General features: G+C 56.0%; 23 protein-coding genes and 1 pseudogene. 14 read left to right on the top strand and 10 right to left on the bottom strand.

Annotation, left to right across the window (positions count from 1 at the left end; genetic code table 11):
• Window positions 1-301 precede the first annotated feature (301 nt).
• The 6 genes and pseudogenes from FYJ63_RS11270 to FYJ63_RS09770 all read right to left on the bottom strand — a co-directional run bounded on the left by FYJ63_RS11270 (window position 302) and on the right by FYJ63_RS09770 (window position 3,936).
• Complete coding sequence (locus FYJ63_RS11270; RefSeq protein WP_229770119.1) at window positions 302-748, bottom strand: helix-turn-helix domain-containing protein; 447 nt, start codon at window positions 746-748, stop codon at window positions 302-304.
• Window positions 749-844: 96 nt separating this feature from the next.
• Window positions 845-1,054, bottom strand: a pseudogene (locus tag FYJ63_RS11265) (Fic family protein); the annotation flags it as partial.
• A gap of 33 nt (window positions 1,055-1,087) precedes the next feature.
• The gene (locus tag FYJ63_RS11260; RefSeq protein ID WP_229770118.1) at window positions 1,088-1,318 is read right to left on the bottom strand and encodes a hypothetical protein; all 231 of its coding nucleotides are present in this window, start codon (window positions 1,316-1,318) and stop codon (window positions 1,088-1,090) included.
• Between the two features lie 327 nt (window positions 1,319-1,645).
• Window positions 1,646-2,413: an amino acid ABC transporter ATP-binding protein gene (locus FYJ63_RS09780; RefSeq protein ID WP_154546208.1), complete on the bottom strand. Its 768-nt coding sequence runs from the start codon at window positions 2,411-2,413 to the stop codon at window positions 1,646-1,648.
• A gap of 17 nt (window positions 2,414-2,430) precedes the next feature.
• Window positions 2,431-3,084: an amino acid ABC transporter permease gene (locus FYJ63_RS09775; protein ID WP_154546206.1), complete on the bottom strand. Its 654-nt coding sequence runs from the start codon at window positions 3,082-3,084 to the stop codon at window positions 2,431-2,433.
• Window positions 3,085-3,936: a transporter substrate-binding domain-containing protein gene (locus FYJ63_RS09770; RefSeq protein ID WP_154546204.1), complete on the bottom strand. Its 852-nt coding sequence runs from the start codon at window positions 3,934-3,936 to the stop codon at window positions 3,085-3,087.
• A gap of 196 nt (window positions 3,937-4,132) precedes the next feature.
• On the opposite strand from FYJ63_RS09770, the gene ftsZ reads away from it, so the two are divergent.
• The 14 genes from ftsZ to FYJ63_RS09700 all read left to right on the top strand — a co-directional run bounded on the left by ftsZ (window position 4,133) and on the right by FYJ63_RS09700 (window position 19,297).
• A complete protein-coding gene (gene ftsZ / locus FYJ63_RS09765) occupies window positions 4,133-5,707 on the top strand; it encodes a cell division protein FtsZ (RefSeq protein WP_154546202.1) in 1,575 nt (524 codons plus the stop codon).
• A gap of 175 nt (window positions 5,708-5,882) precedes the next feature.
• Entirely contained in the window at window positions 5,883-6,350 is a 468-nt protein-coding gene (locus FYJ63_RS09760; RefSeq protein WP_154546200.1) for a cell division protein SepF, read from the top strand.
• Between the two features lie 132 nt (window positions 6,351-6,482).
• Entirely contained in the window at window positions 6,483-6,785 is a 303-nt protein-coding gene (locus FYJ63_RS09755; protein WP_277028379.1) for a YggT family protein, read from the top strand.
• 220 nt (window positions 6,786-7,005) lie between these two features.
• Window positions 7,006-7,620 (top strand): DivIVA domain-containing protein, encoded by a 615-nt coding sequence (locus FYJ63_RS09750; protein WP_154546198.1) that lies wholly within the window; start codon window positions 7,006-7,008, stop codon window positions 7,618-7,620.
• Window positions 7,621-7,708: 88 nt separating this feature from the next.
• Window positions 7,709-8,320: a signal peptidase II gene (locus FYJ63_RS09745; protein WP_338106907.1), complete on the top strand. Its 612-nt coding sequence runs from the start codon at window positions 7,709-7,711 to the stop codon at window positions 8,318-8,320.
• Window positions 8,317-9,234, top strand: a complete 918-nt coding sequence (locus FYJ63_RS09740; RefSeq protein WP_287848120.1) for an RluA family pseudouridine synthase — start codon at window positions 8,317-8,319, stop codon at window positions 9,232-9,234. Before FYJ63_RS09745 ends, FYJ63_RS09740 begins: the two co-directional genes overlap by 4 nt.
• Before the next feature lie 18 nt (window positions 9,235-9,252).
• The gene (gene dnaE, locus FYJ63_RS09735; RefSeq protein WP_154546194.1) at window positions 9,253-12,933 is read left to right on the top strand and encodes a DNA polymerase III subunit alpha; all 3,681 of its coding nucleotides are present in this window, start codon (window positions 9,253-9,255) and stop codon (window positions 12,931-12,933) included.
• 202 nt (window positions 12,934-13,135) lie between these two features.
• Window positions 13,136-14,467 carry a histidinol dehydrogenase gene (hisD, locus tag FYJ63_RS09730; RefSeq protein ID WP_287848117.1) on the top strand — a complete coding sequence of 444 codons (1,332 nt, stop codon included), beginning with the start codon at window positions 13,136-13,138 and terminating at the stop codon, window positions 14,465-14,467.
• Window positions 14,467-15,585: a histidinol-phosphate transaminase gene (locus FYJ63_RS09725; RefSeq protein ID WP_154546192.1), complete on the top strand. Its 1,119-nt coding sequence runs from the start codon at window positions 14,467-14,469 to the stop codon at window positions 15,583-15,585. Before hisD ends, FYJ63_RS09725 begins: the two co-directional genes overlap by 1 nt.
• Window positions 15,585-16,193 carry an imidazoleglycerol-phosphate dehydratase HisB gene (hisB, locus tag FYJ63_RS09720; protein WP_154546190.1) on the top strand — a complete coding sequence of 203 codons (609 nt, stop codon included), beginning with the start codon at window positions 15,585-15,587 and terminating at the stop codon, window positions 16,191-16,193. Before FYJ63_RS09725 ends, hisB begins: the two co-directional genes overlap by 1 nt.
• Window positions 16,194-16,208: 15 nt before the next feature.
• On the top strand, window positions 16,209-16,961 hold the full coding sequence (locus FYJ63_RS09715) for a hypothetical protein (RefSeq protein ID WP_154546188.1): 753 nt from the start codon (window positions 16,209-16,211) through the stop codon (window positions 16,959-16,961).
• On the top strand, window positions 16,958-17,602 hold the full coding sequence (hisH, locus tag FYJ63_RS09710) for an imidazole glycerol phosphate synthase subunit HisH (protein WP_154546186.1): 645 nt from the start codon (window positions 16,958-16,960) through the stop codon (window positions 17,600-17,602). Before FYJ63_RS09715 ends, hisH begins: the two co-directional genes overlap by 4 nt.
• 49 nt (window positions 17,603-17,651) lie before the next feature.
• A complete protein-coding gene (priA, locus tag FYJ63_RS09705; RefSeq protein WP_338106906.1) occupies window positions 17,652-18,386 on the top strand; it encodes a bifunctional 1-(5-phosphoribosyl)-5-((5-phosphoribosylamino)methylideneamino)imidazole-4-carboxamide isomerase/phosphoribosylanthranilate isomerase PriA in 735 nt (244 codons plus the stop codon).
• A 47-nt stretch (window positions 18,387-18,433) separates the two neighbouring features.
• Window positions 18,434-19,297: an SseB family protein gene (locus FYJ63_RS09700; RefSeq protein WP_277028371.1), complete on the top strand. Its 864-nt coding sequence runs from the start codon at window positions 18,434-18,436 to the stop codon at window positions 19,295-19,297.
• Here the strand turns inward: FYJ63_RS09700 and FYJ63_RS09695 are convergent.
• Genes FYJ63_RS09695 through FYJ63_RS09680 form a run of 4 tightly spaced genes read right to left on the bottom strand, consistent with a single transcriptional unit; the run spans window position 19,279 to window position 25,886 of the window.
• The gene (locus tag FYJ63_RS09695; protein WP_154546182.1) at window positions 19,279-20,424 is read right to left on the bottom strand and encodes a Wadjet anti-phage system protein JetD domain-containing protein; all 1,146 of its coding nucleotides are present in this window, start codon (window positions 20,422-20,424) and stop codon (window positions 19,279-19,281) included. The two genes, FYJ63_RS09700 and FYJ63_RS09695, sit on opposite strands and share 19 nt — an antisense overlap.
• Window positions 20,421-23,852, bottom strand: coding sequence for an ATP-binding protein (locus FYJ63_RS09690; protein ID WP_154546180.1), 3,432 nt, complete (start codon window positions 23,850-23,852; stop codon window positions 20,421-20,423). Before FYJ63_RS09690 ends, FYJ63_RS09695 begins: the two co-directional genes overlap by 4 nt.
• Window positions 23,845-24,468, bottom strand: a complete 624-nt coding sequence (locus tag FYJ63_RS09685) for a DUF4194 domain-containing protein (protein ID WP_154546178.1) — start codon at window positions 24,466-24,468, stop codon at window positions 23,845-23,847. The genes FYJ63_RS09690 and FYJ63_RS09685 overlap by 8 nt, the downstream gene beginning before the upstream one ends.
• Window positions 24,465-25,886 carry a DUF3375 domain-containing protein gene (locus FYJ63_RS09680; protein ID WP_154546176.1) on the bottom strand — a complete coding sequence of 474 codons (1,422 nt, stop codon included), beginning with the start codon at window positions 25,884-25,886 and terminating at the stop codon, window positions 24,465-24,467. The genes FYJ63_RS09685 and FYJ63_RS09680 overlap by 4 nt, the downstream gene beginning before the upstream one ends.
• Window positions 25,887-25,951: the final 65 nt, after the last annotated feature.

Genomic DNA, 25,951 nt, shown 5'->3' with positions numbered 1-25,951 from the left:
TTCAGAAAAATCAGCGACGACGACATCACAGAAATGCAACACCTTCTAAACATCCGCCCCCGCGAAACCCTCGGCTGGCAAAACCCCGCCGAAGCACTCAATGTTGCACTCACCACTTGACACCGCACTATTTCCACTGCGGGCGATATTCTCCTGGGTTAGGATCGCTAATCTACGGCGCTGGAACCACGGAGTCAGACCCTTCCGATTACGTTCGCTGCGCTCACTACACCGGAGAGGTCCGACCCGGTGGCTACGCTCGACCCCGCCGGCTACGCCCGCCGCGTCGAAATCACCTGGGTTAAATAGCGAAGCGATATTTGCTTTTGCCATGACCGTTGACGGGAATAATCACACCCGCGTTGCGGAGTTTCGCCAGTAGTTCTGAAGCCGCGGAAGGCGAGAGCCCGATAAGCTCGATTACGGCACCGCGACCAAAAATCCCCTCGCTCCCGAAGGTTTCAAAAAGCGTCAAGGCGTGTTGACGGGTGTTGCTGTGGAAAGTGGCGAGCCTCGGGAACAGGTCGACAATGTCCGGTTTTTCCTCTCCAATGTCCGGTTTTCTGCTCGCTGCGCTGTTCCATGCCCCGCTGATATGCATGGTTCGGTTTGAGAGATCCAATCCGTTTTCGCCAAAGAGATGGCGCAAGAACAAGACCAGGAACTCGTCGGTGGGTTCATTATTCAACAGGCGGTTGCGATAGTTGGCGCGAGCCAGGGCGCTGCGGAAAAACCAGGAGTGTTTCAAGAAAGTGTCCTTAGTGACACCGAGCCCGAGGACGTCCAGATATTTGATGAAGAAAACCGCGACGGTGCGGGTGTTGCCCTCGGCGAAGGGGTGAATCTGCCACAGGTCCGCGACGAACCTTGCGAGGTGGGCAATCCGCTCGGACTTGCCGATACCGCTGTAATCAAAATTTGCCTCACGAGCCAGGTCGTAATCGAGGGTTTCCTCAATTGCGGGCGCGTCCCCGTAAGTGACGGTGTCGCCGTCAAGAACCCACTCGGATTTAACGATATTGAAGCCTCGCGGGCGCCCGGCAAAGTCGTAAATCTCGGTGAATAACTCGCGGTGAATTTTGAATAATTAATCGCTCGAAAAGGTGAAGTTTCTCTTTTCTAAAAGCCGCGTGATGCGCGTGGCCACGAGATCCGCTTCCCGCTCGCGGCTTGCTTGTGTCGCATCACCAGTCTCGTGCCGGGACTCTTCGCGGTAATAGCTTTCAATGAGCTCGCCTGCTTGAGCGGAGGAGACTTCGCCTTCAATGTGGCGACGAGCCAAGTCTTCAAGATATTGGCTGGTTTCAAGGTGATCCACGTCTTGGAGCCCTACCGCGGTTGCCCAGTAATAGGCTCGCCGAGCTCGCTCGCCTGACTCGCGGTTTTAGCGCTCAAACGGGCTTTCTTCTAAAGGGCTCACTCCTCAAATCTACCAGTTAACAATGGATTGGCGGGGATAAGAATCGGTGCTGTGCATAAGGCAAGGCGCTGAACCGCCGCGTGGAGATTACTTGGGCCAAGTAGGCTACGCCTGACGGCCGCGTCGAAATCACCTGGGCGAAATAGGAGTGCTTTATTGAGGTAATCGTGTCATAATTACTGCACAGGAAGTGTATTAATTAATACTTTCATCGAATTGGTGTCTCTACGCCCGTCTCGTTTCGCCGCGGAGCTTGTTCAAGAACTGCTTGGTGCGCTCCTGGGTGGGGTGGTGAATGAGCTCATCAGCCGGGCCTTCTTCGAGGACCCGCCCGCCATCCATAAACACGGCGCGGTCCGCGACGCCGGCAGCGAACTCCATCTCGTGAGTGACAATCACCATCGTCATCTTTTCCTCGGCCAACGACCGAATAATCGCGAGAATCTCGCCGGTAAGTTCCGGGTCCAAAGCAGACGTCGGTTCATCAAAAAACAACATCTTCGGGTGCAAAGCCAGAGCCCGCGCAATCGCCACCCGCTGCTTTTGCCCGCCAGAGAGTTCCGAAGGATAGGACTCGCCCTTGTCGGCGAGATTCATGCGCGCCAGCAGCCCTTGGGCTTCCTCCCGAACCTCGGACGCATCGCGCTTTTGTACCTTCACCGGCGCGTCAATCAAGTTGCGCATCACGGTCCAGTGGGGGAATAAGTTGAAGTTTTGGAACACAAGTCCGAAATCGTGGCGGAATCGCTTCTCATCGCCTTTCGAAGTCTTCACGCCGTTTTCCTTTGCCAAAGCGACCTCGCCGAAATACGAAACCTCGCCTGAGTCCATCTGGTCCAAGAACGTCGCGCAGCGAAGTAAAGTCGACTTTCCCGACCCGCTCGGTCCCAGCACAGCCAGAACCTCGCCCGGCGAAACCGCCAGAGAAACCCCTTTGAGAACCTCCAGATCCCCGAAGGACTTTTGCATATTGGAAATCTTGAGTGCGTCCATATCTACCCTGTTCACCCCTAAATCGCGTACTTGCTCACGCGCTTTTCAAACCAATCCATAAATAGAGCCACCACGATGTTGAACACGTAATAAAACACTGCCGCGGCAATAAACGGCGACATTGACGCAGTAGTGGAAGCGTACTGTTTCGCCAAGGTAAACATCTCGGCGTAAGAGATTGCGAAGGCCAGCGAGGTGTCCTTGACCAAAGTGATGACCTCGTTGGTAATCGAAGGCAGGACCGTGCGAAACATTTGTGGAAGTTTAATCGTAAAGAACGTGCGCGCCCGTGAATATCCCAACACGAAAGCAGCCTCCGATTGCCCCACGGGAATGGCCTGGAACCCGCCGCGGTAGATCTCGGCAAAATAAGCGGCATAGTTAATCGCAAAAGCGATAATGACGGCATAGAAGCGGTAGGCTGCGGAAATCTGGATCCCGAAGAGGTAATACGGCCCGAAATACACCACCATCAACTGCAACATGAGTGGGGTGCCGCGCATCACGGAGATATAAAACTGGACGAGCCAAGCCAGCGGTTTGAACGGCGAGACCCGCCCGGCATACACGAGCAGACCCAGGGGCAGAGACAGCGCCAAAGTCAACACGAAGATAAGGACGCTGTTCACCGACCCCAGGGCCAGCTCGGGAAGAAAGGACCAGTCGCTCATCTACTTGGCTATAACCGCAGTTTCGAGCTCGTACTTCTTAGCCAGTTCCATAAACGTGCCGTCTGAAATCATCTCATCAAGGGATTTCTGGACCTGGTCGCGCAGCGCCTCATTTCCGAGTTTGAAACCGACACCGTATTGTTCGGAGCTGAAAGGCGGTTCCATAATCGTGAACAGACCTGCTTCGCGCTGGCTGAGCTGGTACTTAGCTACGCCCACGTCAACCGCCACCGCGTCAGCCGCGCCAGCCTCGATATTCATGAAGGCCTGGTTGTAGTCGGGAACCTCGGTCAAACTCGCAAAAGAGCTCACGAGATCTTGCTTGTTCTCATCTTTGAGTGCGGCTAGAGCGGAAGAATCGGCCTGTACGAGAACATTCTTACCTGCGAGCCCCTTAGTGTCGGCAATCTTGTCAGCCGTCTTGGTGACAAAAACAATCGAGTTATCCACGTAGGGCTTTGACCAGGTGTATTTGTCCTCTCGGCCGTTGATGGTAAAGCCGTTCCAGAGGCAATCAATAGTGCCGGAGTTCAACTCCATATCCTTCGCATCCCAGTCGATGGGCTGCTTTACGAGTTTCCACCCGTTACGCTTCGCTACTTCCGCGGCGAGGTCAAGGTCAAATCCAACGTATTCGCCGGTTTTTTCGTCTTTATAGCCGTAGGGAGGGAAGTTAGCGTCGAAGCCGACCGTGAAGTTATCGCCTTCGGCTTTCGCAGTGTTGGCTGCGGTTTTTCCGTTCGCGTTGTTGTTGGAGTCGGCCTTGTTGTCGGCGCCAGTTCCGCCACAAGCGCTCAAAGTCACAGCCAGAATCGCGGCGCCGAAGAGCGCTGATATCTTCTTCAAACTCATAATTGTTTTCTCTTTCAATAAAGGGTCTGGATAAGGGAAGTCTATATTCTTCTTACCAAGTCTTTGAAATCCGCATTTCGCGACACACCGGCTTGCTTCGGCCTGTTTCGAGAGAAACTCCACTAAATTTCCTGCGTCAACAGGGCTACCAGACTTTAACCCTAATGTTGAAGGTTAAAGTTGGAAGGGGAGAAAAATGGAAGCAGCACCTCTGGCAGTTATTCGTGTCGTCGGGGTCGGCGGCGGCGGTGTAAATGCCGTGAATCGCATGATTGAAGCCAATCTTCGCGGCGTCGAGTTCATCGCGGTGAACACGGACGCCCAAGCGCTTTTAATGAGCGATGCTGATGTGAAACTTGAAATCGGTCGCGAGCACACCCGCGGTCTCGGTGCCGGCGCGGATCCTGAGGTCGGCAAGAAGGCTGCCTCGGACCATGAAGATGAGATTCGTGAGGTTCTCGAAGGCTCCAACATGGTCTTCGTCACTGCCGGTGAAGGCGGCGGTACGGGTACCGGCGGTGCCCCGATTGTGGCGGGAATCGCCCGCGAGTTGGGCGCCTTGACCATTGGTGTCGTGACGCGCCCGTTCTCCTTCGAGGGACGTCGCCGTGAGCAGCAAGCCGAACGTGGAATCGAGGCTTTGCGCGAACAAGTCGATGCCTTGATTGTGATTCCGAACGAACGTTTGCTCGATTCGACCGAGGCCAACCTCTCCGTGTTGGAGGCCTTCCGCGCTGCTGACCAGGTGCTGCAAGCCTCCGTCCAAGGTATTACCGAAATCATCACCATCCCCGGAACGATAAACGTCGACTTTGCGGATGTGACCACGACGCTGAAAGACGCGAAGACCGCCTTGATGGGTATCGGCACCGCCACCGGACCCGAGCGCGCCTTGGACGCGGTGGAAATGGCGATATCTTCGCCTTTGCTGGAAACTTCCATGAACGGCGCGAACCGCATCCTCATGTTCTTCCAGGGTGGCTCCGATCTCGGTATGGGCGAGTTGAACCAGGCTGCGCAGTTGGTGCGGGAACTTGCCGACCCGGAGGCCAACGTTATTGTCGGCTTTGCCACTAATGAGACTTTCGGCGACGAAATTCGAGTAACCGTGATTGCTGCCGGTTTCGAAGGGAAAGACGAGCCGTCCGCAAAGTCCACTGCCGCAACTGGGGCAACTTCTAGTGTTGGCGTCCGTCCGGCCAAGCCGGTGGCGGCGGCTCCTAGTCACGCCGTGCCTGGACCTCACAGTGGGGGAGATCCGCGACTTGCCGCGGCAACTCCGACTTCCACGGGTCAGGCCGCTAAGCCGTCTGCCGCGACAGAGGGAAACGTTGATTCCGTGGCCGCTCGCCTGGCAGAACACCGCGCCAAGGAAGCGCCTGCCGCACCTGCGGACGTGACGCCCGCTGCCCCCGAGTCTTCCGCTTCTCCCGTGGATTCTGCGCCGGAAACGGGTTCTATTCCTAAAGTTCCGGATTTGCGGGTTCCGAAATTTCCCGCCGGTTCCGAACCTATTGGAAAGCAAAAGACTGGGGGAGAATCTCACCACAAACCAGAAGTGAAACTCACCGGTATTGCGGGAATTCCCGATGCGAAAAAGGAGCCCTTGGCCGTGACGAGCGGGATTCGTCCGGTTTCTCCCGATGCTTCCACGGTGCCGAACTATGTGGATTCTTCGCGGGAACAGACTGCTCCGGCTCTGCGCCTACCGCAGGTGTTTGATGACATCACTTCGAATGATGAGTTAGACATACCGGACTTCTTGAGATAAAGCTTTTCCTCTCTCCCTCCCTAAAAATCGCGCAGCTGTTGAAAGTTCAGCGGCTGCGCGGTTTTGGTAGCGGAAAAAGCGACACTCCGAGAGGAATTCCGCGGAAAACTCGACCTGATGCCCTAATCTCAATGACAGTTACCAAATATTTCGGCAACAACCTAGGGGAGAGAATATGGGTAGTGCACTTCGCAATGTGCTTGAAAAGGTGGGGCTGCGTGAGCCAACCGCCGCTGATTATGAAGATGAATACGAAGAAATGGAAGATGCCCCGCTAGGGGAAGTTCACGAATTTCCGCGCTCTACAGAGGTAGAAGCGCCGGAAAAACCGGACGTTGCGGTGACGGAAGCTCCGGCTCCGGCTCAGGTCATTGACCGCATTAAAACTTCCAAGCCGATGAGCTACTCTGATGCCCCAGAAATCGGCGATTACCTGCGCGAAAATGTTCCGGTTATCTTGAACCTGAACCACATGGATAAGCCGGAAGGCCAGCGGATGGTCGATTTCGTGGCGGGTCTTTGTTACGGCCTAGAAGGGCAACTCGAAGTCGTGAGTGATCGCGTGTTCCTCTTGACTCCGAAGAACATCAAGACGGTAAACGACACGCCGCAGCGTTCGTCTTTCCTGCCTTCGAAATATTAAACATTCCGCAAATGCCCAGTCGGTCGGCTGCCCCGCAGTTGACCGACTTTGCGCACCCCTAACGAGGGAAAGCACCACTAAGGGAAGCCTCTCGTTTGGCTAAGTTCCCTCGCTACCCAGTAGGATAAGGGGGTGTACACAGTAGGGTTCATTATCTATTACGCGTTTTCCGTCTACATGTTCATTCTGATGATGCGCGTAGTACTGGATTGGATTAGTATTCTCTCCCGCGATTGGCGCCCCAAAGGGGCAATTCTCGTTATTGCGAACTTCGTCTACTCCCTTACCGACCCGCCGGTACGGTTCTTTGGCAGGCTCATCCCGCCGCTGAGAATCGGTGGAATCGCTCTTGACCTGGGATTCCTTGTCTTATTTATCCTGCTGATTGTGGGACAACGACTGTGTGTTTGGCTGTTTTTTAATGTGTTGGCTTGACAGATACTCGAAAATTACGACGCGTGGGTTCAAAAATTTGGCGAAAATTCACCTCAAGGACCGTTCGGATTACCAGTTTGTCCCTGTTTCGCGGTAAGTTTAAAACCTCAGTATTCACATAAGTAACAGAAAATGTGGAACAATAGGGACGTACGAATCGTGCGATTGCTCCAAAGTTTGGAAAACGGGCTGCGGCCCCTGACAGGACGAGGTGACAAATATGGCGCTGCTCACCACAGATGACATCGTCAATAAGAAGTTCCAGCCGACGAAGTTTCGCGAAGGCTATGACCAGGATGAAGTTGATGATTTCTTGGACGAGGTGGTGAATACCCTCGACACTCTGACCAAAGAGCGTGACAACCTGAAAGAACAGCTTGAAGAAGCGAACCGGAAGATTGCCGAGCTCGAGGCTGGTGGCGCGGTGGCGGCTCCGGTGGAACAACCACAACCCGAGTCCCAGCCGGAACCGGAACCCGTGGTGGAAGAACCTCAGCCCGAGCCTGTGGCTGCGGCGGCTCCGGTGGAAGTCCCCGAATCCACCTCCGCGGTCTCCATGCTGACCATGGCGCAGCGTCTCCATGACGAATACGTCCAGAACGGCCAGCAAGAAGGCGAAGAAATCATCGCCAAGGCCCGCGTCGAAGCCGACAAGATTGTTGCCGAAGCGGAGCAAGAGCACTCCCGCGTCATGGCTCAGTTGGAGCAAGAGCGCGGCATGTTGGAGCGCAAGATTGAAGAGTTGAAGACCTTCGAAAGCGAATACCGTGCCAAGATGAGCTCCTTCCTCGAAGGAATCCTCTCTGACTTGGCGGCTTCGGCTCCGACTGAGTAAGTTGCCGCTCGCTATACACTTTGACGATGAACCGACGTTCCGGGCTCAAAACAAGCTCGGGCGTTGGTTCTTCGTTCTTTTAATTTGCGTGGTAGTCGCGGTCCTTGACCAACTCACCAAAGCCATTGCGAAAGACTACCTCCCCGAGAATCCGGCCGACGCCGTGCCGCTGATTGGCAACTTCATCACCCTGCACCTGACTCACAACTCCGGCGCGGCTCTGTCTCTGCTCAACTCCAAGACTTTGGTGGTCACCGCCATCAGCGTCATCCTGGTGTTCGCTGTCTTGTTCGCTGCCCTGTTGACCCCGCACCGCTCCTGGGCGGGCGTGCTCGCGATGATAGCAGGGGGCGGAATGGGCAACCTTATGGATCGCGGTCGCGGGGAACCCTGGGGGACCGGCGCGGTTATCGACTTCATCGATTACTTTGGTTTCTTCGTCGGCAATGTTGCCGACATCTTCGTGGTTCTCGGCGTGGTGGCGGTTTTCGTTTTGATAATCCGTAAAAAGCCGCTCGATGTTTTGTGGTTGAGTAAGGCGCAGATTGCCACTTTGGAGTCGCAAGGCAAGGCAGAAAACACCGGTCGCGGCAAGGTCATCTGGGTTTTTGAGGATGCTTCAGTAAGTGACAACTCAGCTAGTGCCGGCGATTCCACAGATTTGGCTTCAGCAAGGGACAACTCGGAGGGCGGGCAGTGAGCCGTTTCCTGCCGGTGCCGGAAGGTCTCGCGGGAACGCGTGCCGACGTCGGGCTTTCCCGCTTACTCGGATTGACACGATCCAAAGCGGGGGAGCTCATCGCAAACGGTGGCGCGACCCTGGGCGGAAACCCTTTAAAGAAATCCGATGAACTTGTCGCTGGAGCTATCCTCGAAATCGGCCTTCCCGAACCGATCGGCTATGTTCCGGAGATTACCCCAGTGGAGGGGCTCGGGATTCTGTTCGAAGATGCCGACGTAATCGTGGTCGACAAGCCCGCCGGGGTCGCGGCCCATACCGGCCCGGGCTGGGATGGGCCGACCGTGGTTGGTGCTTTGCGGGCCGCGGGAGTGAGGGTTTCCACAAGTGGCCCGGTGGAGCGCGAGGGCATTGTCCATCGGCTTGATGCGGGGACTTCCGGTGCAATGGTGGTGGCGAAATCGGAGCTGGCCTACGGGAAACTCAAAAACGAGTTCAGATATCATCGGGTCGAAAAGATTTACCTAGCTTTGGCCGCGGGGGAGCTGAAACCACCGCTCGGCACTATTGATGCCCCGATTGGGCGCGCGCCGGGTCGAGAGTTCAAGATGGCGGTCGTAAGTGGCGGAAAACCGGCGGTGACACACTACGACACCATCGAGAACGTCAAAGGCGCGACTCTCGCGCGGATCCAGCTCGAAACCGGACGCACCCACCAGATTCGCGTACATTTCTCCGCCATCGGCCACGCGCTGCTCGGCGACACGGAATATGGCGCGAACGCGAAGCTCGCCGCGAAGCTTGGCCTCAATCGCCAGTGGCTCCACGCCTCACGGCTGGCTTTCAAGCACCCGCGCACCGGTCTTGAAGTCGCCGTCGAATCCCCGCTTCCCCCCGACCTCGCCTCCGCCCTCGACTCTCTCCGCCACGCTTAAATGGACTAAGATTGTTTCATGCCTTCGACCGATTTTGTCCACCTCCATGTCCACACTGATTACTCGATTCTGGACGGCGCGGCGAAGATTAAGAAGCTCGTCGCCAAGGCTAAGGAGAATGGACAAAAGGCGGTCGCGATTACTGACCACGGCTATCTTTTCGGCGCCTATGAGTTCTACAAGGAGGCCACCGACGCTGGCATCAAACCGATTATCGGACTTGAGGCCTATGTGACCCCCGGGACCTCTCGTTTTGACACGACCCGCGTCCACTGGGGCACCCCGGAACAGCAGAAAGCCGGCGATGACGTCTCCGCGCGTGGCGCCTACACCCACATGACCTTGCTTTCTCGCACTTCGGAGGGGATGCACAACCTGTTTCGGATTGGTTCCTTTGCGTCCTTAGACGGACAAATGGGCAAGTGGCCGCGGGTTGATCGGGAGTTGCTGGAGCGGTATCACGAGGGATTAATCGGTTCAACCGGATGCCCTTCCGGGGAAGTCCAAGTGCGGCTCCGCCTCGGTCAATATGACGAAGCGCTTCGTGCCGCGGGAGAGTTGCAGGCTATTTTTGGCAAGGACTATTTCTATGTCGAGCTGATGGACCACGGTCTCCTTTTGGAGCGGCGCGTGCGTTCCGACTTGTTGAAACTCGCAAAAGCCATTGATGCCCCGCTAATCGCCACCAATGACTCCCACTATGTCAACAAAGAAGACCGCTCGGTTCAAGACGCCCTGTTGTGCATCAACTCTGGGGCGCACCTAAGCGATCCGGATCGGTTCAAATTCGACGGCACGGACTACTATTTGCGGCCCTCTAACGAGATGCGTGAGCTTTTTGCGGAACTCCCCGAGGCCTGTGACAACACCTTGTTGGTCGCGGAACAATGTGAGGTGAAGTTCCAAACGGTTGACGACGGGGTGTCCTATATGCCGGAATTCCCCGTGCCGGACGGGGAAGACGAGGAATCTTGGTTCGTCAAAGAAGTTGAGCGCGGGCTGAACTACCGGTATCCGAATGGAATTCCCGACGACGTCCGCAAACGCGCGAACTACGAGGTCGGAATCATCCTCCAGATGCACTTCGCGGGCTACTTCCTCGTGGTCTCCGATTACATCCAATGGGCGAAAGAACACGGCATCAGGGTCGGACCGGGCCGTGGCTCCGGAGCAGGTTCGATGGTCGCCTACGCGCTGCGGATTACCGATCTGGATCCGATTAAGCACGGCCTGTTGTTCGAGCGCTTCTTGAACCCAGAGCGCGTCTCCATGCCGGATATCGACGTGGACTTCGACGATAGGCGCCGCGGGGAAGTCATCGATTATGTGACGAAGAAATACGGCAAGGACAAAATCTCCCAGGTTGTCACCTACGGAACCATCAAGACCAAACAGGCCTTGAAGGACGCTGCGCGCATCTCGAGCGCGGAGTTTTCCGTCGGGGAACGGCTCACCAAAGCGATGCCACCAGCGGTGATGGGTAAGGATATTCCCTTGTCGGGGATTTATGACACGAACCATCCGCGCTACAAGGAGGCCGAGGAGTTCCGGAAACTGGTCGCCTCCGATCCTTTCAACCAAAAGATTTTCGAACTCGCCTCCGGCGTGGAGGGCATGGTGCGCCAGTGGGGCGTTCACGCCTGCGCAGTCATTATGTCTTCCCACACTTTGACCGACATTATTCCGATGATGAAACGCCCGCAGGACGGGGCGACCATCACCCAGTTCGACTACCCGACCTGTGAGCATTTGGGTGTCCTGAAAATGGATTTTTTGGGGCTCAAAAACCTCACGATCATTTCCGACGCCTTGGAGAACATCAAGATAAACGGCGGAACTCCGCCGAATCTGGAGACCCTTGATGTGGATGACAAGGCGACCTACGAGTTGCTGTCCACGGGGGAGACCCTCGGGGTGTTCCAGCTTGATGGTGGGGGGATGCGCACGCTCCTCAAGCAACTGCGTCCCACCGAATTCGAGGATATTTCCGCGTTGGTGGCACTGTACCGCCCCGGTCCTATGGGCGCGAACTCCCACACGAACTATGCCCTTCGCAAGAACGGGATGCAGAAAATCCAGCCGATCCATAAGGAGCTCGAGGAACCCCTCAAGGACATTCTCGGCTACACCTACGGTCTGATTATTTACCAAGAACAGGTTATGGCCATCGCCCAGAAAGTCGCGGGATTCACGCTTGGCCAAGCGGATATTCTTCGTAAGGCCATGGGTAAGAAGAAGAAAGACGTCTTGGACAAGCAGTTCGTGAAGTTCCACGACGGCATGATTGCTAACGGCTATTCCGAGGAATGCTGCCAGACGCTGTGGGACATTTTGGTGCCTTTTGCTGACTATGCGTTCAACAAGTCCCACTCCGCGGCCTACGGGCTAATCGCTTACTGGACGGCTTACCTGAAAGCAAACTTCCCGACCGAATACATGGCGGCGGTGCTCACGACCCAAACCGACAAAGACAAGCTTGGGATGTATTTGAACGAAGTGCGCCGCATGGGTATCCGCGTCCTGCCGCCGGACGTAAACTTCTCGGAGGCGACTTTCGCCCCTGATGGGAAGAACATTCGCTTCGGGCTCGCCTCTATCCGCAACGTCGGAGAAAACGTGGTGGAGGGGATTATCCAGGCGCGCCGCGAAAAAGGCGCCTACACGTCATTCCAGGATTTCTTGAACAAAGTGCCGACGGCAGTCTGTAACAAGCGCACGATTGAGTCCCTGATCAAAGCCGGCGCTTTCGACGCCTTCGGAGTGCCGCGCCGCGCCTTGGTGGCGATTCACGAAGAAGCCGTGGATGCGGTCGTTTCCACTAAACGCCAAGAGTCCAAAGGCCAGTTTGATCTCTTCGCTTCTCTTGATTCTGAGGGGGAGGATCTCCTTGACGGATTTGCGGTGGAGATTCCCGACCTGAAAGAGTGGCCGAAGAAAGACAAGCTCGCCTTCGAACGGGAGATGCTGGGGCTCTACGTGTCTGACCACCCGCTGTCGGGGATGGAGAATGTTTTGAACCGACTGGCGCCGGACAGAATTATCGATCTGACCAGTGAAGAGGGGAAAGCCAGCGATTCCGAGGTGCGGATTGCGGGACTGATTACTTCCGTGTCCCATAAAACCTCGAAGCGAACCGGACAACCTTGGGCGATTGTACGTTTGGAAGATATGACCGGTTCGATAGAAGTCCTCTTCTTCCCGAAAACCTATGAGACGGTTGGCGCCGAACTCGAACAGGACCGAATCATTACGGTCGGGGGAAAGCTTAGGCGCGAGGACGAGAATGCCTCGGTTTACGCCCAGGATATGACGGTGCCGGATGTGGCGGCGCGACTTGACCATCTTGAGCAAGTCGATTTGCTGCTGCCCTCCGAACGCTGCACGTTCGAGGCCATGAATGCGTTCGCGGATTTGATTCGTCGTTTCCCGGGGGAGGCTCCGGTGCGCTTGCACGTCTGGGACGGGAAGAGCGCGCCCGTGTTGGATCTCGGCAAGGATAAATGCGTCAATGCGGGTCCGGACTTTTTGGCAGAACTTCGGGCGATGCTCGGCTATGACTCGATTATTCCCCCTGGAACCGACCCCTTCGCGGTGGTCGAGAAAGCCGAGGCCGCGCCGGTGGTGACTCTGCCCATCAAAAACACTTCGCCCGAGGACGAGGAGCCCGGCGCGTCCTTATTCGACATTTCCGGTAGTTAGGAGCAATCAGGGACGGTTTCGTGTGGAACCAAGCGGGTCAGACCCTTCCGGCTCCGTTCCCTTCGGTCACTACACCGGAGAGGTCTGACCCGCTTGGCTACGCTCCGTCTCGGTGGCTTCGTGCGGAGAGGTCGGGTACGGTTCCCCTTTGCTCGGCGCGGATACGTTTTCGGGCGCGGCTTTCAGACGTTAAGATTGAGAGGTGTTGAATGTTTTAGATTTCACGGATAGTTCTTTTGACGCGGCGACCCTGCGGGAGAAGATGCCCCGCGCTAAAGTCGATGTTGAGAAGGCTCTCGAGGCGGTGCGCCCGCTGATTGAAGCGGTTCGAGCGGAAGGCGCGAAGGCGCTGCGTGACCAGGCGGAAAAGTTTGACCAGGTGCGCCCGAAGTACCTACGCGTGCCCCAGGCGGAGATTGATAAGGCTCTGCGCGAGCTTGACCCGGCGCTGCGCGAGGCTATTGAGACCTCCATAGTCCATAACCGGCTCGGTCACGAAATGCAGCTACCAAACGCGGCCACCCGTGAGATTATCCCCGGCGGAACCGTGGCCCAGCGCTGGATTCCGGTCACGCGCGTGGGTCTCTATGTCCCTGGCGGGCTTGCGGTTTATCCGAGCTCGGTCATCATGAACGTCATTCCCGCCCAAGTTGCCGGGGTGAAAGAGATTGCCCTGGCTTCTCCGGCCCAAGAGGCCTTCGGGGGGCTGCCACACCCAACCGTGCTGGCGACCTGCGCTTTGCTCGGGGTAAGCGAGGTCTACGCGATGGGCGGGGCGGGAGCGATTGGGGCTTTCGCCTACGGAGCCCGCGGAGAGACTTTTGAGGACGGAGATGTCTTGCTTGACCCGGTGGACGTAGTGACCGGTCCGGGCAACATCTATGTGGCGGCGGCAAAACGCCTCGTCTCTGGAGTATGTGGCATCGACGCGGAGGCTGGCACGACCGAGATTGCCATTATTGCCGACGCTTCGGCAAAACCGGCCTTTGTTGCTGCAGACCTCATCAGCCAAGCCGAACACGATCCGGCCGCGGCCTCCGTGCTGATTACAGATTCGCGCGACTTGGTAGCGGCGGTGCAAGACGAACTTGAATGCCAGGTTCCGCTGCGTGACCACCACGAACGCATTCACACCGCTTTGACTGGCCAGCAGTCCGGCGCAATCCTCACCCGCGACGTGGCACAATCTATCGAGGTCGCTAACGCCTACGCTGCCGAACACCTGGAGATCCAAACCGAGGACGCCGCTGCGGTTGCAGGGAGAATCCACAACGCGGGAGCCATCTTTGTCGGAGACTACACTCCCGTGCCGCTCGGGGATTACCTCGCGGGCTCGAACCATGTCCTGCCGACCGGTGGCACTGCGCGCTACCACTCCGGGTTGAATGTCCACGCCTTCCTCAAATCAGTGCAGGAGATTCACTACACCCGCGAGGCCGCCGACGCACTTACCGATCGTCTGGTGACTTTCGCCCGCGCCGAAGACCTCGAGGGTCACGGCGCGTCGCTGCTCGCCCGCCGGGAGGGAAACTGATGAGTGCAGTAAATGCCAGCTTGAAGTTGCCGCTGCGGGCGGACTTGGCGGGGATGGAGCCTTATGGGGCGCCGCAACTGGATGTCGCGGTGACCATTAATGTGAACGAAAATCCCTATCCGGTTCCCGAACCCGTAATCGAGGCCATCACGCAAGCGGTGCGCGAGGTGGCGGGGGGGTTAAATCGCTACCCGGATCGGGATTTTCCGGCTTTGCGGGGCGCTCTGGCGGATTATCTCGCGGGAGAGTCCGGGGTAAAAGTTCCTCCGGAATGGATTTGGGCAGCGAATGGATCAAACGAGGTCATGCACCATTTGTTCACGGCTTTTGGCGGTCCGGGGCATCCCGCGCTCTCGTCAAGTCCGACTTATTCAATGTATCCCGAATATGCCCGCAACACCCTGACGGAACTCTTTGACGTGCCGCGGCGCGAGGATTTCTCAGTCGATGTTCCAGCGCTTCTTGCTGAAGTGAAGCGACTCCGCCCGGCATTGCTCGTGTTGGCTTCCCCGAATAACCCGACCGGTACGCACCTTCCGCAAGATGATATTCACGAAATCTTGGCAGAGACCCGAGAAACCGGTCCGGATGGAGCCGCAACCGTCGTCGTGATTGATGAGGCTTACGGTGAGTTTCGGCGCGACGGCGTGCCTTCCGCCTTGGAGCTCTTGGCCGACAACCAGCACTTAGTGGTTTCTCGCACCATGTCCAAGGCTTTCGCGATGGCGGGACTTCGCCTCGGTTACCTGGCGGCTCACCCTGAGGTGGCGACGAAGCTCATGATTGTGCGCCTGCCGTATCACCTCTCGGCAGTGACCCAGGCAGCGGCCCTCGCCGCGCTTTCCAAAGCGGACCTGTTGCAGGCCCAAGTGGCTCGGATGCGGGTCACTCGCGACCACATGGTTGCGACCTTGCGCGGAATGGGGCTCACAGTCGCCGAGTCCGACACGAATTTCGTTTTCTTCGGAAAGTTCAAAGACCGCCAAAAAATCTGGCAGGATTTACTTGACCGCGGGGTTTTAATCCGATCCGTCGGCCCCGATGGTTGGTTGCGGGCTAGTGTAGGTACCGAGGAAGAAACCGAGCGTTTCTTGAGCGCTCTGAAGGAGGTCATCTGATGACAAACGAAGCAAGAATCGCTGAAATCACCCGCGAGACGAGCGAGTCCAAAGTGCGGGTGCGCCTAAACCTCGACGGGACAGGCGAGGCGAAGATCTCGACCACTGTGCCTTTCTATGACCACATGCTAACTGCGCTTTCACGCCACTCCCTGATTGACCTCGAGGTGGAAGCCAGCGGTGACACCGAGATCGATGTGCACCACACGGTGGAAGACACTGCAATTGTCATCGGACAAGCCCTCAGAGAAGCGCTCGGTGACAAGCGGGGGATTCGCCGTTTTGGTGATGCGACCGTGCCCCTTGATGAAGCACTGGCTCACGCGGTAGTCGACCTTGCCGGACGCCCCTATGTCGTTTGCGAAGGGGAACCGGAAGGTCAGCAATACCACCTCATTGGCGGGCATTTCACGGGCTCGCTCACCTATCATGTCTTCGAATCTCTGGCTCTGAACGCAGGGATTTGCCTCCATCTGAGACTTTTGTCCGGCCGTGACCCGCATCACATTGTGGAGGCCCAGTTCAAAGCTGTGGCAAGGGCTCTGAAACAAGCCGTAGAATACGATCCGCGAGTGACTGGGGTGCCCTCCACCAAGGGCGCGCTGTAGACGGGGAGTCACTTGATGAACGACAAAAATCTGTTCGATGAAGACGCGAATCGTGGCCCGGAACCGCACGGTGATAACGCGGGGTTTGATTTCGACCAAGCGGATCAGGCGCAATTCGATGCCCAATTTGAGGACCTGATTTCCAAGCTCGGAGACTTAGATGATCTGGAGCCAGAGCCCGGGAGTTCAGACCTTGACCAGCCCCAACAGGTTGATCCCCTCATCATTTCCCCCCAAGCGCGAGCCGTTTTCCTCACCCCGGTCGCTTCTGCGGAGGCTCTCGCCGCGCTGTGTGCTTTGAGCGGAATAGATCTCGTTATCGTCCCGACCGAGGTGGGAGCCGTGGGAGTTTCGACACTGGAGATAAACGAGGAAGCCTTCGGGATGGCTCTCCTGGCGGAAACTCTGGAGGACTTCGATCCGAAACTGGACGGAATCATCGCCGAGTTGAACCAGCTCACCAAGATGCCCGTCGTGGCGATTGTGGGCTTGTTGGCTCCCGGAACCGAGATGGAGCCGGGGGTAACCGGTCAAGTTTTGGCGGCGCGCTGGGTGGGTGGCGAGTTTGAAACTGACCTCCCCGCCGGTCTAGTAGTGGCGCAGATGCCGCTGCAAGTTGAGGACTTGGTGTTGGGGCGAGTGGAGGCGATTGACCAAAAGGGAGCCGTGGAAACCAAGGGTATTGCCAGGTGGAAGGCCCTGCGGATGCTCGGCAAGGGCTTGAAGAACGCGAGGCGAGAAGCTCGCGAAAAGGACGAAGACCTATGACCGTGGCGCCGAAAATTGTCATCCTCGATTATGGTTCTGGCAATGTGAACTCCGCCGCACATGCCTTGGAACGCGCCGGAGCCAGTGTTTCTTTGTCGGACGATCCCGCACAGGTCGCGGCCGCGGACGGGCTCGTGGTTCCCGGAGTCGGAGCTTTCGCGGCAGTTATGGAGGCTTTGCTGGCTAAACGCGCTGGAGCCATGATTGAGCGGCGTCTCGCCGGAGGACGTGCGGTTCTCGGGATTTGCGTCGGGCTGCAGGTCATGTTTGAGTCTGGAGATGAAAACGGGGTTGTCACAACTGGACTGGGCCAGTGGCCGGGGACAGTGACCTCCTTACCCGCTTCGCGGCTGCCTCATATGGGCTGGTCGCGCGTGCATGCGGCTTCCGGGTCAAGGCTTTTGGAGGGCTTGGACGGGGAACGGTTTTATTTTGTGCATTCTTACGGGTGTTTAACCGATCCGGCTGCGGACCTGGGGGAGAGTAAACTTTTTCGCGCGCCTTTGATGAGCTGGGCCCACTACGGGGCGGATTTCGTAGCGGCGGTCGAAAACGGCCCGCTTACGGCGACCCAGTTTCATCCGGAAAAGTCCGGAGAAGCGGGGTCGAAGCTGTTCACTAACTGGCTCGCTACCCTGTAGACGCGGGGGATCTTGGCACAGCCATCCAGCTAGACGGTAAACTGGGCTGGTGAATGAGAAATTGACACTTTTGCCTGCCATCGACCTCGTGAACGGGAAGGCTACGCGATTGACTGAAGGGAAGGCCGGTACGGAGAAAACCTACGGTGAGCCCGCGGAGGTTGCCCGCGAATTTGTGGAGGCCGGAGCCGAGTGGCTTCACCTGGTGGATCTGGACGCGGCTTTTGGGCGCGGGTCAAATGCGGATTTGGTGGCCTCCTTGGTTCAGGCGAATCCTGAGTTGAAAGTAGAGGTCAGTGGGGGTTTGCGCGACGGGGAGTCCCTAGGGCGGATGCTCGACGCGGGAGCAGCCAGGGTCAACCTCGGGACCGCCGCGATTGAAAATCCCGAATGGTGCGCTGGGACCATTGCGCGCTTTGGTGAAAAAATCGCGGTCGGTCTCGATGTTCGCGGGGCTCGGGTCTATGGGCGTGGCTGGGTAGCCGAGGGCCCCTTGTTGACCGAGATTCTCACGCGACTCGATAGCGACGGGTGTTCGCGCTACGTGGTGACAGATGTGTCTAAAGACGGGACCTTGACCGGGCCGAACCTGGATTTGCTCGCCCGGGTTTGCGAAGCGACACCGGCGAAAGTCGTCGCCAGCGGGGGAGTATCAACGCTCGGAGACCTCGAAGCCCTGCGTGACGTAGCGGCGCAACGCCCAAACCTCGAAGGTGTCATTGTCGGCAAAGCGATTTACGAGGGCCGATTTACCGTGGAGCAAGCCCTGAAAACCCTGGGCTAGTGGCGAAAATACTATGAGATAGAGCCTGCGCGAAGGAGAAAACACGAGTGAAACAAATCCCACAAAGCCGCTACGCCGGGGACACCGGTGAGTTGCTGCCCCAGACGGCTCGTGCTTTGGAACTGGCGGATGCGGGAGATGCTGGCGGGGCGCAGGTGGCTTTGTGCCGGGCGTTAGCCACAGAGCGCTTGGTCGTGCCCGCGCCCGTGCCACTACCCTCGCCAGCGCAGTTTTCGACCTATAGCCGTTTTGTCGGTGAACTGCCCGGTGACAGCACTGAGGAGATTCTATCCGCGTTAGCTCAAGAATACGGTAGCGGACAAAACTGTGCTTCGCAGAGCTTTCCGGTTCTCTTCTCTCCTTTCGGCGCTGCGGTAGGGGTCTATTCTTCGGCAGCATCTCTGCAGGAGTACGGGAGCGAATTTGATCGACCTGTGCTAATGAATCCGCCACGTGTGGCTTTGGCGGTGCTAACTCAAGGCGGAGTCTTGTGGCTGGATCCACAAACAAATTTCGGCAATTCCACGCTGGCTAAAGCAGCGTTTTTGGCCAATCCGCTGGGCTGCTGCAAGGGAATTCTTTTGGGACGAGCGGCTCTGACGGCCCTAGCCAGCGGGGACGAGTGGCTCGCGCCTTGGGATGACCCGGAAATTCCGGGCCTCTTAGAGCGCGCCGCGGCGCATACCGGCTGTGAGATCGAGGCCGTAGAGGCCTATCCAGCGGGAGGCCTGAACTTGAAACTGCGAGTCCCGCCGGGTTCGACCGCGGCCCGCACGGCGCTGAGCCGTTTCAACAAGGCGCTCTCCCGCGATGACAAGCTCGTGGCTCGGGTGGCGTATTTTTCTCTCACCCCGCTGAAGTCTAGAAAGGAGCAACGCGCTGCGGGGGATTCCTACTTCCAAGGCAAATGATCCAACGCCCACTCCCAGTTCAGGCGCTCTTGTTCCAGACGAACCTTTTCCCCAAAACGATCCTCCACCAAAGCCCGATAAACCTCCGCTTCTCTCGCCGTGAGCTGACCCAAATTTTTTCCAGACGGCGGCTTGGTTTCTCTAACCCATTTCTCTCGGTGTGCCAGCAGAGTTTCCTCATCCATCAAGACGGAACGAACGGTGGGGAAATGAATGCGTAAGCGGTGCAAAATTTCGAAACCGGCCCCGTCCAGGTCACCCCAGTACCAAAGTTGGAGCTCAGAGAGCCAAGGGAAGCCACTGAGTTTATTTACGGCGAAACCTTTTCCCCAAATCGCTATCGCGTTTTCAGGTAGGGGAACACTCAAATAGGTGGCGAGGTTTTCCACTACCAAAGCCTGCGTAACCCAGGAAGGAACCTCCCAGTGTCTCCAGTCTTCTTCTCGAAGCGCTACCTCGCCGGCTTTTGCTGCACCCGCTAGTGGAATTACCCCGCGAATTCGAATCAGAGAAGGAGGAATCGCCAGACCCAGATCAGTCTCGAATTTCCCGGGAGCGCGGCTGACAGCAAGCATTTGTGCCAGAATTCCCCGGTGGTTTTCGACAAATTTAGTGTCCAAACCGGGAGCCGCGATTTCTCGCAAATAGCGACCGGAGTCGCGTGCGGCGTCTAGCCACTGGTAGGCTCGCACCAATGTGGGGAAGTCTTCCTTAATAGCCAAGGCTCTTAGCGGATGTCTCACGGCCCATTGCCTCGCGGCTAGGCAGGTTTGCGACTCCTCCAAAATGTGGGAAAAATCCGCCACTTGCGACTGTACCCCTAATAGTTTCCACGCCTCGTCCCAGGAACTGACGATGGCCCGAACGGGAATCTCGTTCTCACCAATGAGTCTTCCCCCGATATGGGCATATTCCAGCTGGTAACGGCCCTTGCTGGATTCCCGCAGCTCGGATACCCAGGACTGTGCGGCGGTGAAATCGCGTGAAATTTCGCGAGGTTTAGGGGGTTGGAGTCCGAGAGAAAAAACTGGAAAATCCTCGCTTTGAGCCCACCGCGATAGCAGCTCTCCGTTATTCCAATGGCGGAGTAACTTTTTGGCGATATCTTTGGAAGTTAGCGGACTCATTCGCTACCTCCCGGGGATACAGTCGTGGCTTGTGACCGAGCCTGAGATCGCTGCCGATATTCTTCCTGAGTCAAAGTATGTAATCTGGAGTTGGAGCCCTCCGGATTATCCACAAATCCGATAGCTTTCACAAAGGGCTCAATCACATGCACTTTCGTCAACGGGGTCGCTATCAAGAGCTGCAATCCGAGTTTTTGAAATAATTCCAAAGCGTAGCGGGCCGAAGAATCCGAGCCTCTCCCGAAGGCTTCATCAATCAAAACGAACTGGAACGCCTTGGAGGTCTTGGCGCCCCACTCCAATCCGAACTGGTAGGCCAGGGAAGCAGCCAAAATCGTGTAGGCGAGTTTCTCTTTTTGGCCACCTGACTTGCCATCGGAGTCACTGAAATGTTCAAACTCCTCGTCAGTCTCAGTCCATCGTTCTGAAGCGGAAAAAACAAACCAGTTACGGACATCGGTGACTCTAGCAGTCCAGGCTTTATCCTTCTCGCTGTGTCCCTCGCGCCCCTTGAAACGGTCGATAATGGCTTTCACTTCCAGATAGCGCTGTTCAGAATAGGCGCCATTATTGGTATCTCCAGCAAGCGCATCATCAGTCAAATTACGTAAAGAGGCCCTAAAATCTGAAATATCTGGATTAGTAGAACGTTCCTTTTCCAGTCGCAGATAGCGGTTGGGATTGTATGGAACCGCCCGGAGAGCCTCGTTAATCTTGTCTATACGATCCCCGATTGACTCCGACTGGCGATTTAGCCAACCGTTCAAATTGGCCAGTTCTTGAATGGATTTGGTGTGAAGCTGTTCTTGGAACTCTTTTTCAAACCGAGGCAGTCCGTCGCTCAATAACTGGTCACGGAAACCGAGGTATTCTCCGCGGGATTCAACCGTGGTATCCATATCCTGAGTCGCCTCTGGCCAGCGCGAACGCATCTCTTGCATATATTTCCCCAGCGCATTGGTGTAACTATTCATTTCGCGGTTACAGGCATCGATGTCTCTAGAAATGCGCTCAGTGGTTTGGCGTCGTGACTTCTCAATTCCACCGGAGGCGGTTGGTTTTTCACTACCTAGAATTTCATTGAGCCGATTGGCCTGTTCCCGGAATCCATCTAACAATTCTCCAAACTGTTCCAGCTCTCTACGGTCCTGGTTCTCTTGAACGTGTGCCTGGTTAATCTGGTTTTCGACTGTGGTGAGTTTCCCAATTACTTCATCCCGTTCGGTACTCAAGGTTTTACGTGCGGCCTTATTAGCATCAATCCTCGCTTGGATATCTCTCAAAGACGTGGAACCCCTGCGAATCTGTTCCTGCTCGGCGACGTACTCTTCGGCACGTTGACGCGATGACTCATAGTCGAGCTGTTCCCATTCTTGAAACTGCTCAATCTTGGCCCACAGTTGCAGCCTCGCGTCAATCTCGTTTGACACGTCGGTGGCTTGTTTCGCCTTTTCTTTGGCTTTTTCCAGTTGTGCTTTGGCTGCCACCAAATCCGCTTCCAAGGCGGCAACTTTGCGGGTGTTTACCCATCCCAAAACCCACTGTCTGGGGTCATCAACGGCAATCCGGTCATCCTTTTCGTGGCGATTGTTAGCGCGTACCTGACCTTCTTTGGTCACTGCTCTGGAAATCTCCGGATTACGGAATTCGTCTAGATTTTGTGCCATGTGATAGTCAGCTCGGTGTGCCAGAGCATTGCGCAAATATGATTCGAAGGGCCCTTCTTTCACCTCGAAAACCACCGACAAACTGTCTGATTCTAAGCTTTGCAGGGGGACTTGGCGGGAGGAAATCTTCTCATAGACCAGCCTCGCTCCACGGGTTCTCTGCTTCGAGTCCACGAACTCCAGGTGGTTTTCGTTTACCCACTGTGATACTTGCGGATAGAACTCTGTGGGAACTAAAAGCGACAGCGCAAAAGGCCGCAGCACTCTTTCCGCAGCTCCGCGCCACGGCGCAAACTCCGCTTTGACATCAATCAGTTCTCCCGCGAAGGGTAATTCTTCTTGACTAAGCCCCAGGGCGTCACACAGTCGCGCTCGAATCTGGATCTGAGCGCTTGGCAGGTTTGAAGTACGGGAGGACAAATCCGCGATTTCCGCCTCAAGTTGCTTCACCTTCTCCAGGGCTCGATTTTCCTCCACACCGGCAGCATTCCCCAAGTGGCTTTTTTCCTCTTTTTGTGCCCAGAGCTCTTGGTGTTTGCTGGGCAGGGCTTGCAAGAATAGCGAAAAGTCCCGACTATTTTTGACTGGAGTTTCCTGAAGCTGTTCCAAGAGGCCAGAAAATGAAGCATAAGCCTTTGACCGCAGGGATTCTTCTTTACGGGCGGAAGCCTCCAATGCTTCCAGGTCGCTCAAGCGTCCACCGCCGGCGCTGTCCAAATCCTTGTGCAACTGGTCACCAAGGGAAGAGAGCTGTTCTAATTTTCGATCCAACTCGTCGCGGCGACCCTCCTGTTTAGCCTGCTCCAGAGCCAATTCACGTAGCTCTGAGTCCAGAAGTGTCAACCGTAAGTCAATAAAATATACTCCCAGCGCCTCGCTCAACTTTTCCAAAGAGTCCCGCGCCTGTAGGGTCTTGTCATATTTCGCGCTGACAACAGCAATAGGCTCCAGGGCTTCCAACTGTTCGCGAGCCCGCACCACATTCTCATAGGCAATGTTAAGATCCTCAAAGTGGGCTACTACCGGACGAATTTTTTCCTCCACCTTGCTGGGTTCGAGCATATGTTCGCGCACAAACTCATTCAAATCCCCTACGGTTTTCATAGAAACTGTTTGGTGGAAGAGCTCCAGAGCCTGTTTCGAATGGATTCCGAGCAGCCGGCGCATGGTGGTTTCGTATTTTGTGAACTCATCGTGAATTTCGCAGTCATGTTCCCGCAGCCGTTTTCGTAGATTGTTGAGGTCATTTCCGAAATCTTGGAAGTCGCGTTTAATCCGCAGGTCAGCTTTAGAAGTGACATAGAAACGGTAGGGCTGACCGGTATCTTGGCGTTGTTGGAACACGCCGGCGAGGCTCACCACTTCGCCTAAAGACTCATTTGTGAAAACCGCAAGTAGAACCGAATAGTATTGGGAGCCTTCCCGTAGCCCCCGTTTCCGGCTGCGGGAAGCATTCTCGGAACGTTCCGATTTATAGGTTCCTTGTACGTAGCTTCGCAAGGATCTCTCGTCTCTATCTGCGCCGGCGGCACGGTTATAGGAAATCCGATTCGCTGGGAAAAGGAGAGTGGTGATGCCGTCGATAAGAGTGGATTTTCCCGACCCGATATCTCCGGTTAAAAGGGCAGTCTCACCGCCCGGAGTAAATTCATATACCGCACCGTTGAAAGTTCCCCAGTTGTAGACTTCAAAACGATTTAGCCGGTACCCCGGAGCTTGCGCGGGGCTGACCTCCAGCATGGAAAACAAGGCATCACTCATTTTCTTCCTCCGTTCCGGCGCTTTCTATGGAGTCACTGGCGGGACTGGCTTCCTGATAGGTTTGAGCGTATTCCTCCAGCCGTGCCGCAAAATCTTGCATTGTTTCAGCATCCACATAAGCCTTGATGATGCGACGCACTTCCCACGAATTCGGGTTGGAGCTAAGCTGCTTCAAAAATCTGAGCTCGGCCGCATCCCGAATCAGACGTTTTACTCTATCCGCTTCTTTTGCCTCGTTGGATGTATTCGGGAAAAACACTGAATACAGTTGTTGAATCTCCTCGGTCGAAAGCACCAGACGCCCCTCGTCCGTGGTCTCGAACTCCATGAGCCTTTTGCGTAACAAGACCAGCAGAAGGCTCAAATTTCGCGAGAGGGGACGGCGCCTTACCAATCGGGGCAGTACGGTTTCTCCTTCGGCTGGCTCGTGGGCCCGCAGATAGGCGTATCCTTCGGCGTCATCCACCACTACTTCCACCCCGATGGTGGCGAAATGATCCATGATGGCGCCGCGTTTTTCGTGAAGATTCAGCCAGATATCTTCATCATCTTCTCGATAGATAACACCCCTCATGAGGCTAATGATGGTGGCTCCAATATCGACGGTTTCGCTCATTTCCGTGTTACCTTCACTTTCGGCATTTTCAGAGTTTTCAAGTCGCCTTCGTTCGTTTTTACCTGAATCCGGGTCTCTTCCGCTTCAATTTCGATCTCCAGGGCATCATCATCCAGGGTCATATAACCCAAAACTTCCTCGACACCCTGTTCAATGGGATATACCTCTAAGATATCTTCCAGTTCGGCGCTAGCCCGTGGCGGGATGACTTGACGGAGATTATCCAGCAGACGCATCTGGTCGACAAACATTTGGTTGAAAAGCGCTTCGTCATCGGGCAGCTCCCCTTCAGTGATGCCCTGAGAATCAACCGAAGTCTGGGCTGGTTTCTGGTACAGCGGGCGTTCAAAAGGTAACGAGATGGCGATTCCGGGAATGTCTATGTACATACCGATTTCGGGCGGATTGTCCCGCATTTTCAAGGCGTTAGCCGTTATCGAATTCGCTAAATCCAGCACGCGTCGATTTTTGAAACGCAGCCAGTCATCAAGGAAGCGCCGCAACTGCTCGGACATCTTCCGCACCGCACGTTGGGTCCGGTCGGCAGCCTCCGCCCAATCATTGGGAATCGCGAGCAGTCTCCGATCCGTGTCCACCGCAGACAACGCGGACACTTTCGCAAGTAAATCCCTTAGCTCTTCTTGGCTGCTGGCTGAAAGCGAGAACTTCCAGAACGCGCCGAAGCTTTTCCCCTCGTCTGTTTGATTGATTTCACTTCGAGACCTGACGAGGTCATCAAGAACTTCTTTTTGAGATTTTCCAACCGAACTCACGATATGTTCGCGGTTCGTCCGATATTGTTCCCGAAAGTTTTCTTCAACTTGGCGGAAATCGGAAAGTAGCTCCCGCGCGGTAATACCGATTTGTTGATAGAGTTCCCGAATTTTCGTTTCATCCATAAACTCGAGTTCTCCGGCTTCCACTGCAGCAATCTGAGCATTGATGGCTTCTCTTTGGGCTTTCAGATCCTCGAGACGCTTCTCTGGGCTGGTTTCAGTCCCGCGAACGATGGAACGCAGCATCTCCACTACCGTTTCCAACCGAGATTGAGTCCCCACGAATTCTCTTTTCCCCAGACTCCTCACCCAGGAATAGGCCTTTTCGAAGGCCGGTGTCACTTCATAATGCAGCACTTCGTCCTCCAGAGGATAGAATCGGCGCAGAAAACCTGCACTCCCGTCCGCCCAATCCGCTAGGTAGTCCTTAGCGCTCTTGGGATAATCGGGATTTTGGGGGTCGTTAATCTGGTAGAGGAATTCATCAAGGGCAGCCTCGAGCTCAGGTGCGGGCACGGAACCGCGATTACCATCGGCAAATACTTCACCGAGAAAGCACAGAATCAGCGCAGCATTATCGGCGCGCAACAACTTCCAGGCAGGATGCACCTTTCGCAGGGCCGCAACGTGTTCGTATTCCATATCTACCAGCGTAGACCAGACCTAGGAACGAAAAATTGCCTTCGCGAAATTTGCATTTGTTCCCA

This window comes from Mobiluncus porci (assembly GCF_009695935.1).
GTDB lineage: Bacteria > Actinomycetota > Actinomycetes > Actinomycetales > Actinomycetaceae > Mobiluncus > Mobiluncus porci.
The sequence above is the reverse complement of the archived record's forward strand: the minus strand, read 5'-3'. Positions and strand labels throughout refer to the sequence as shown.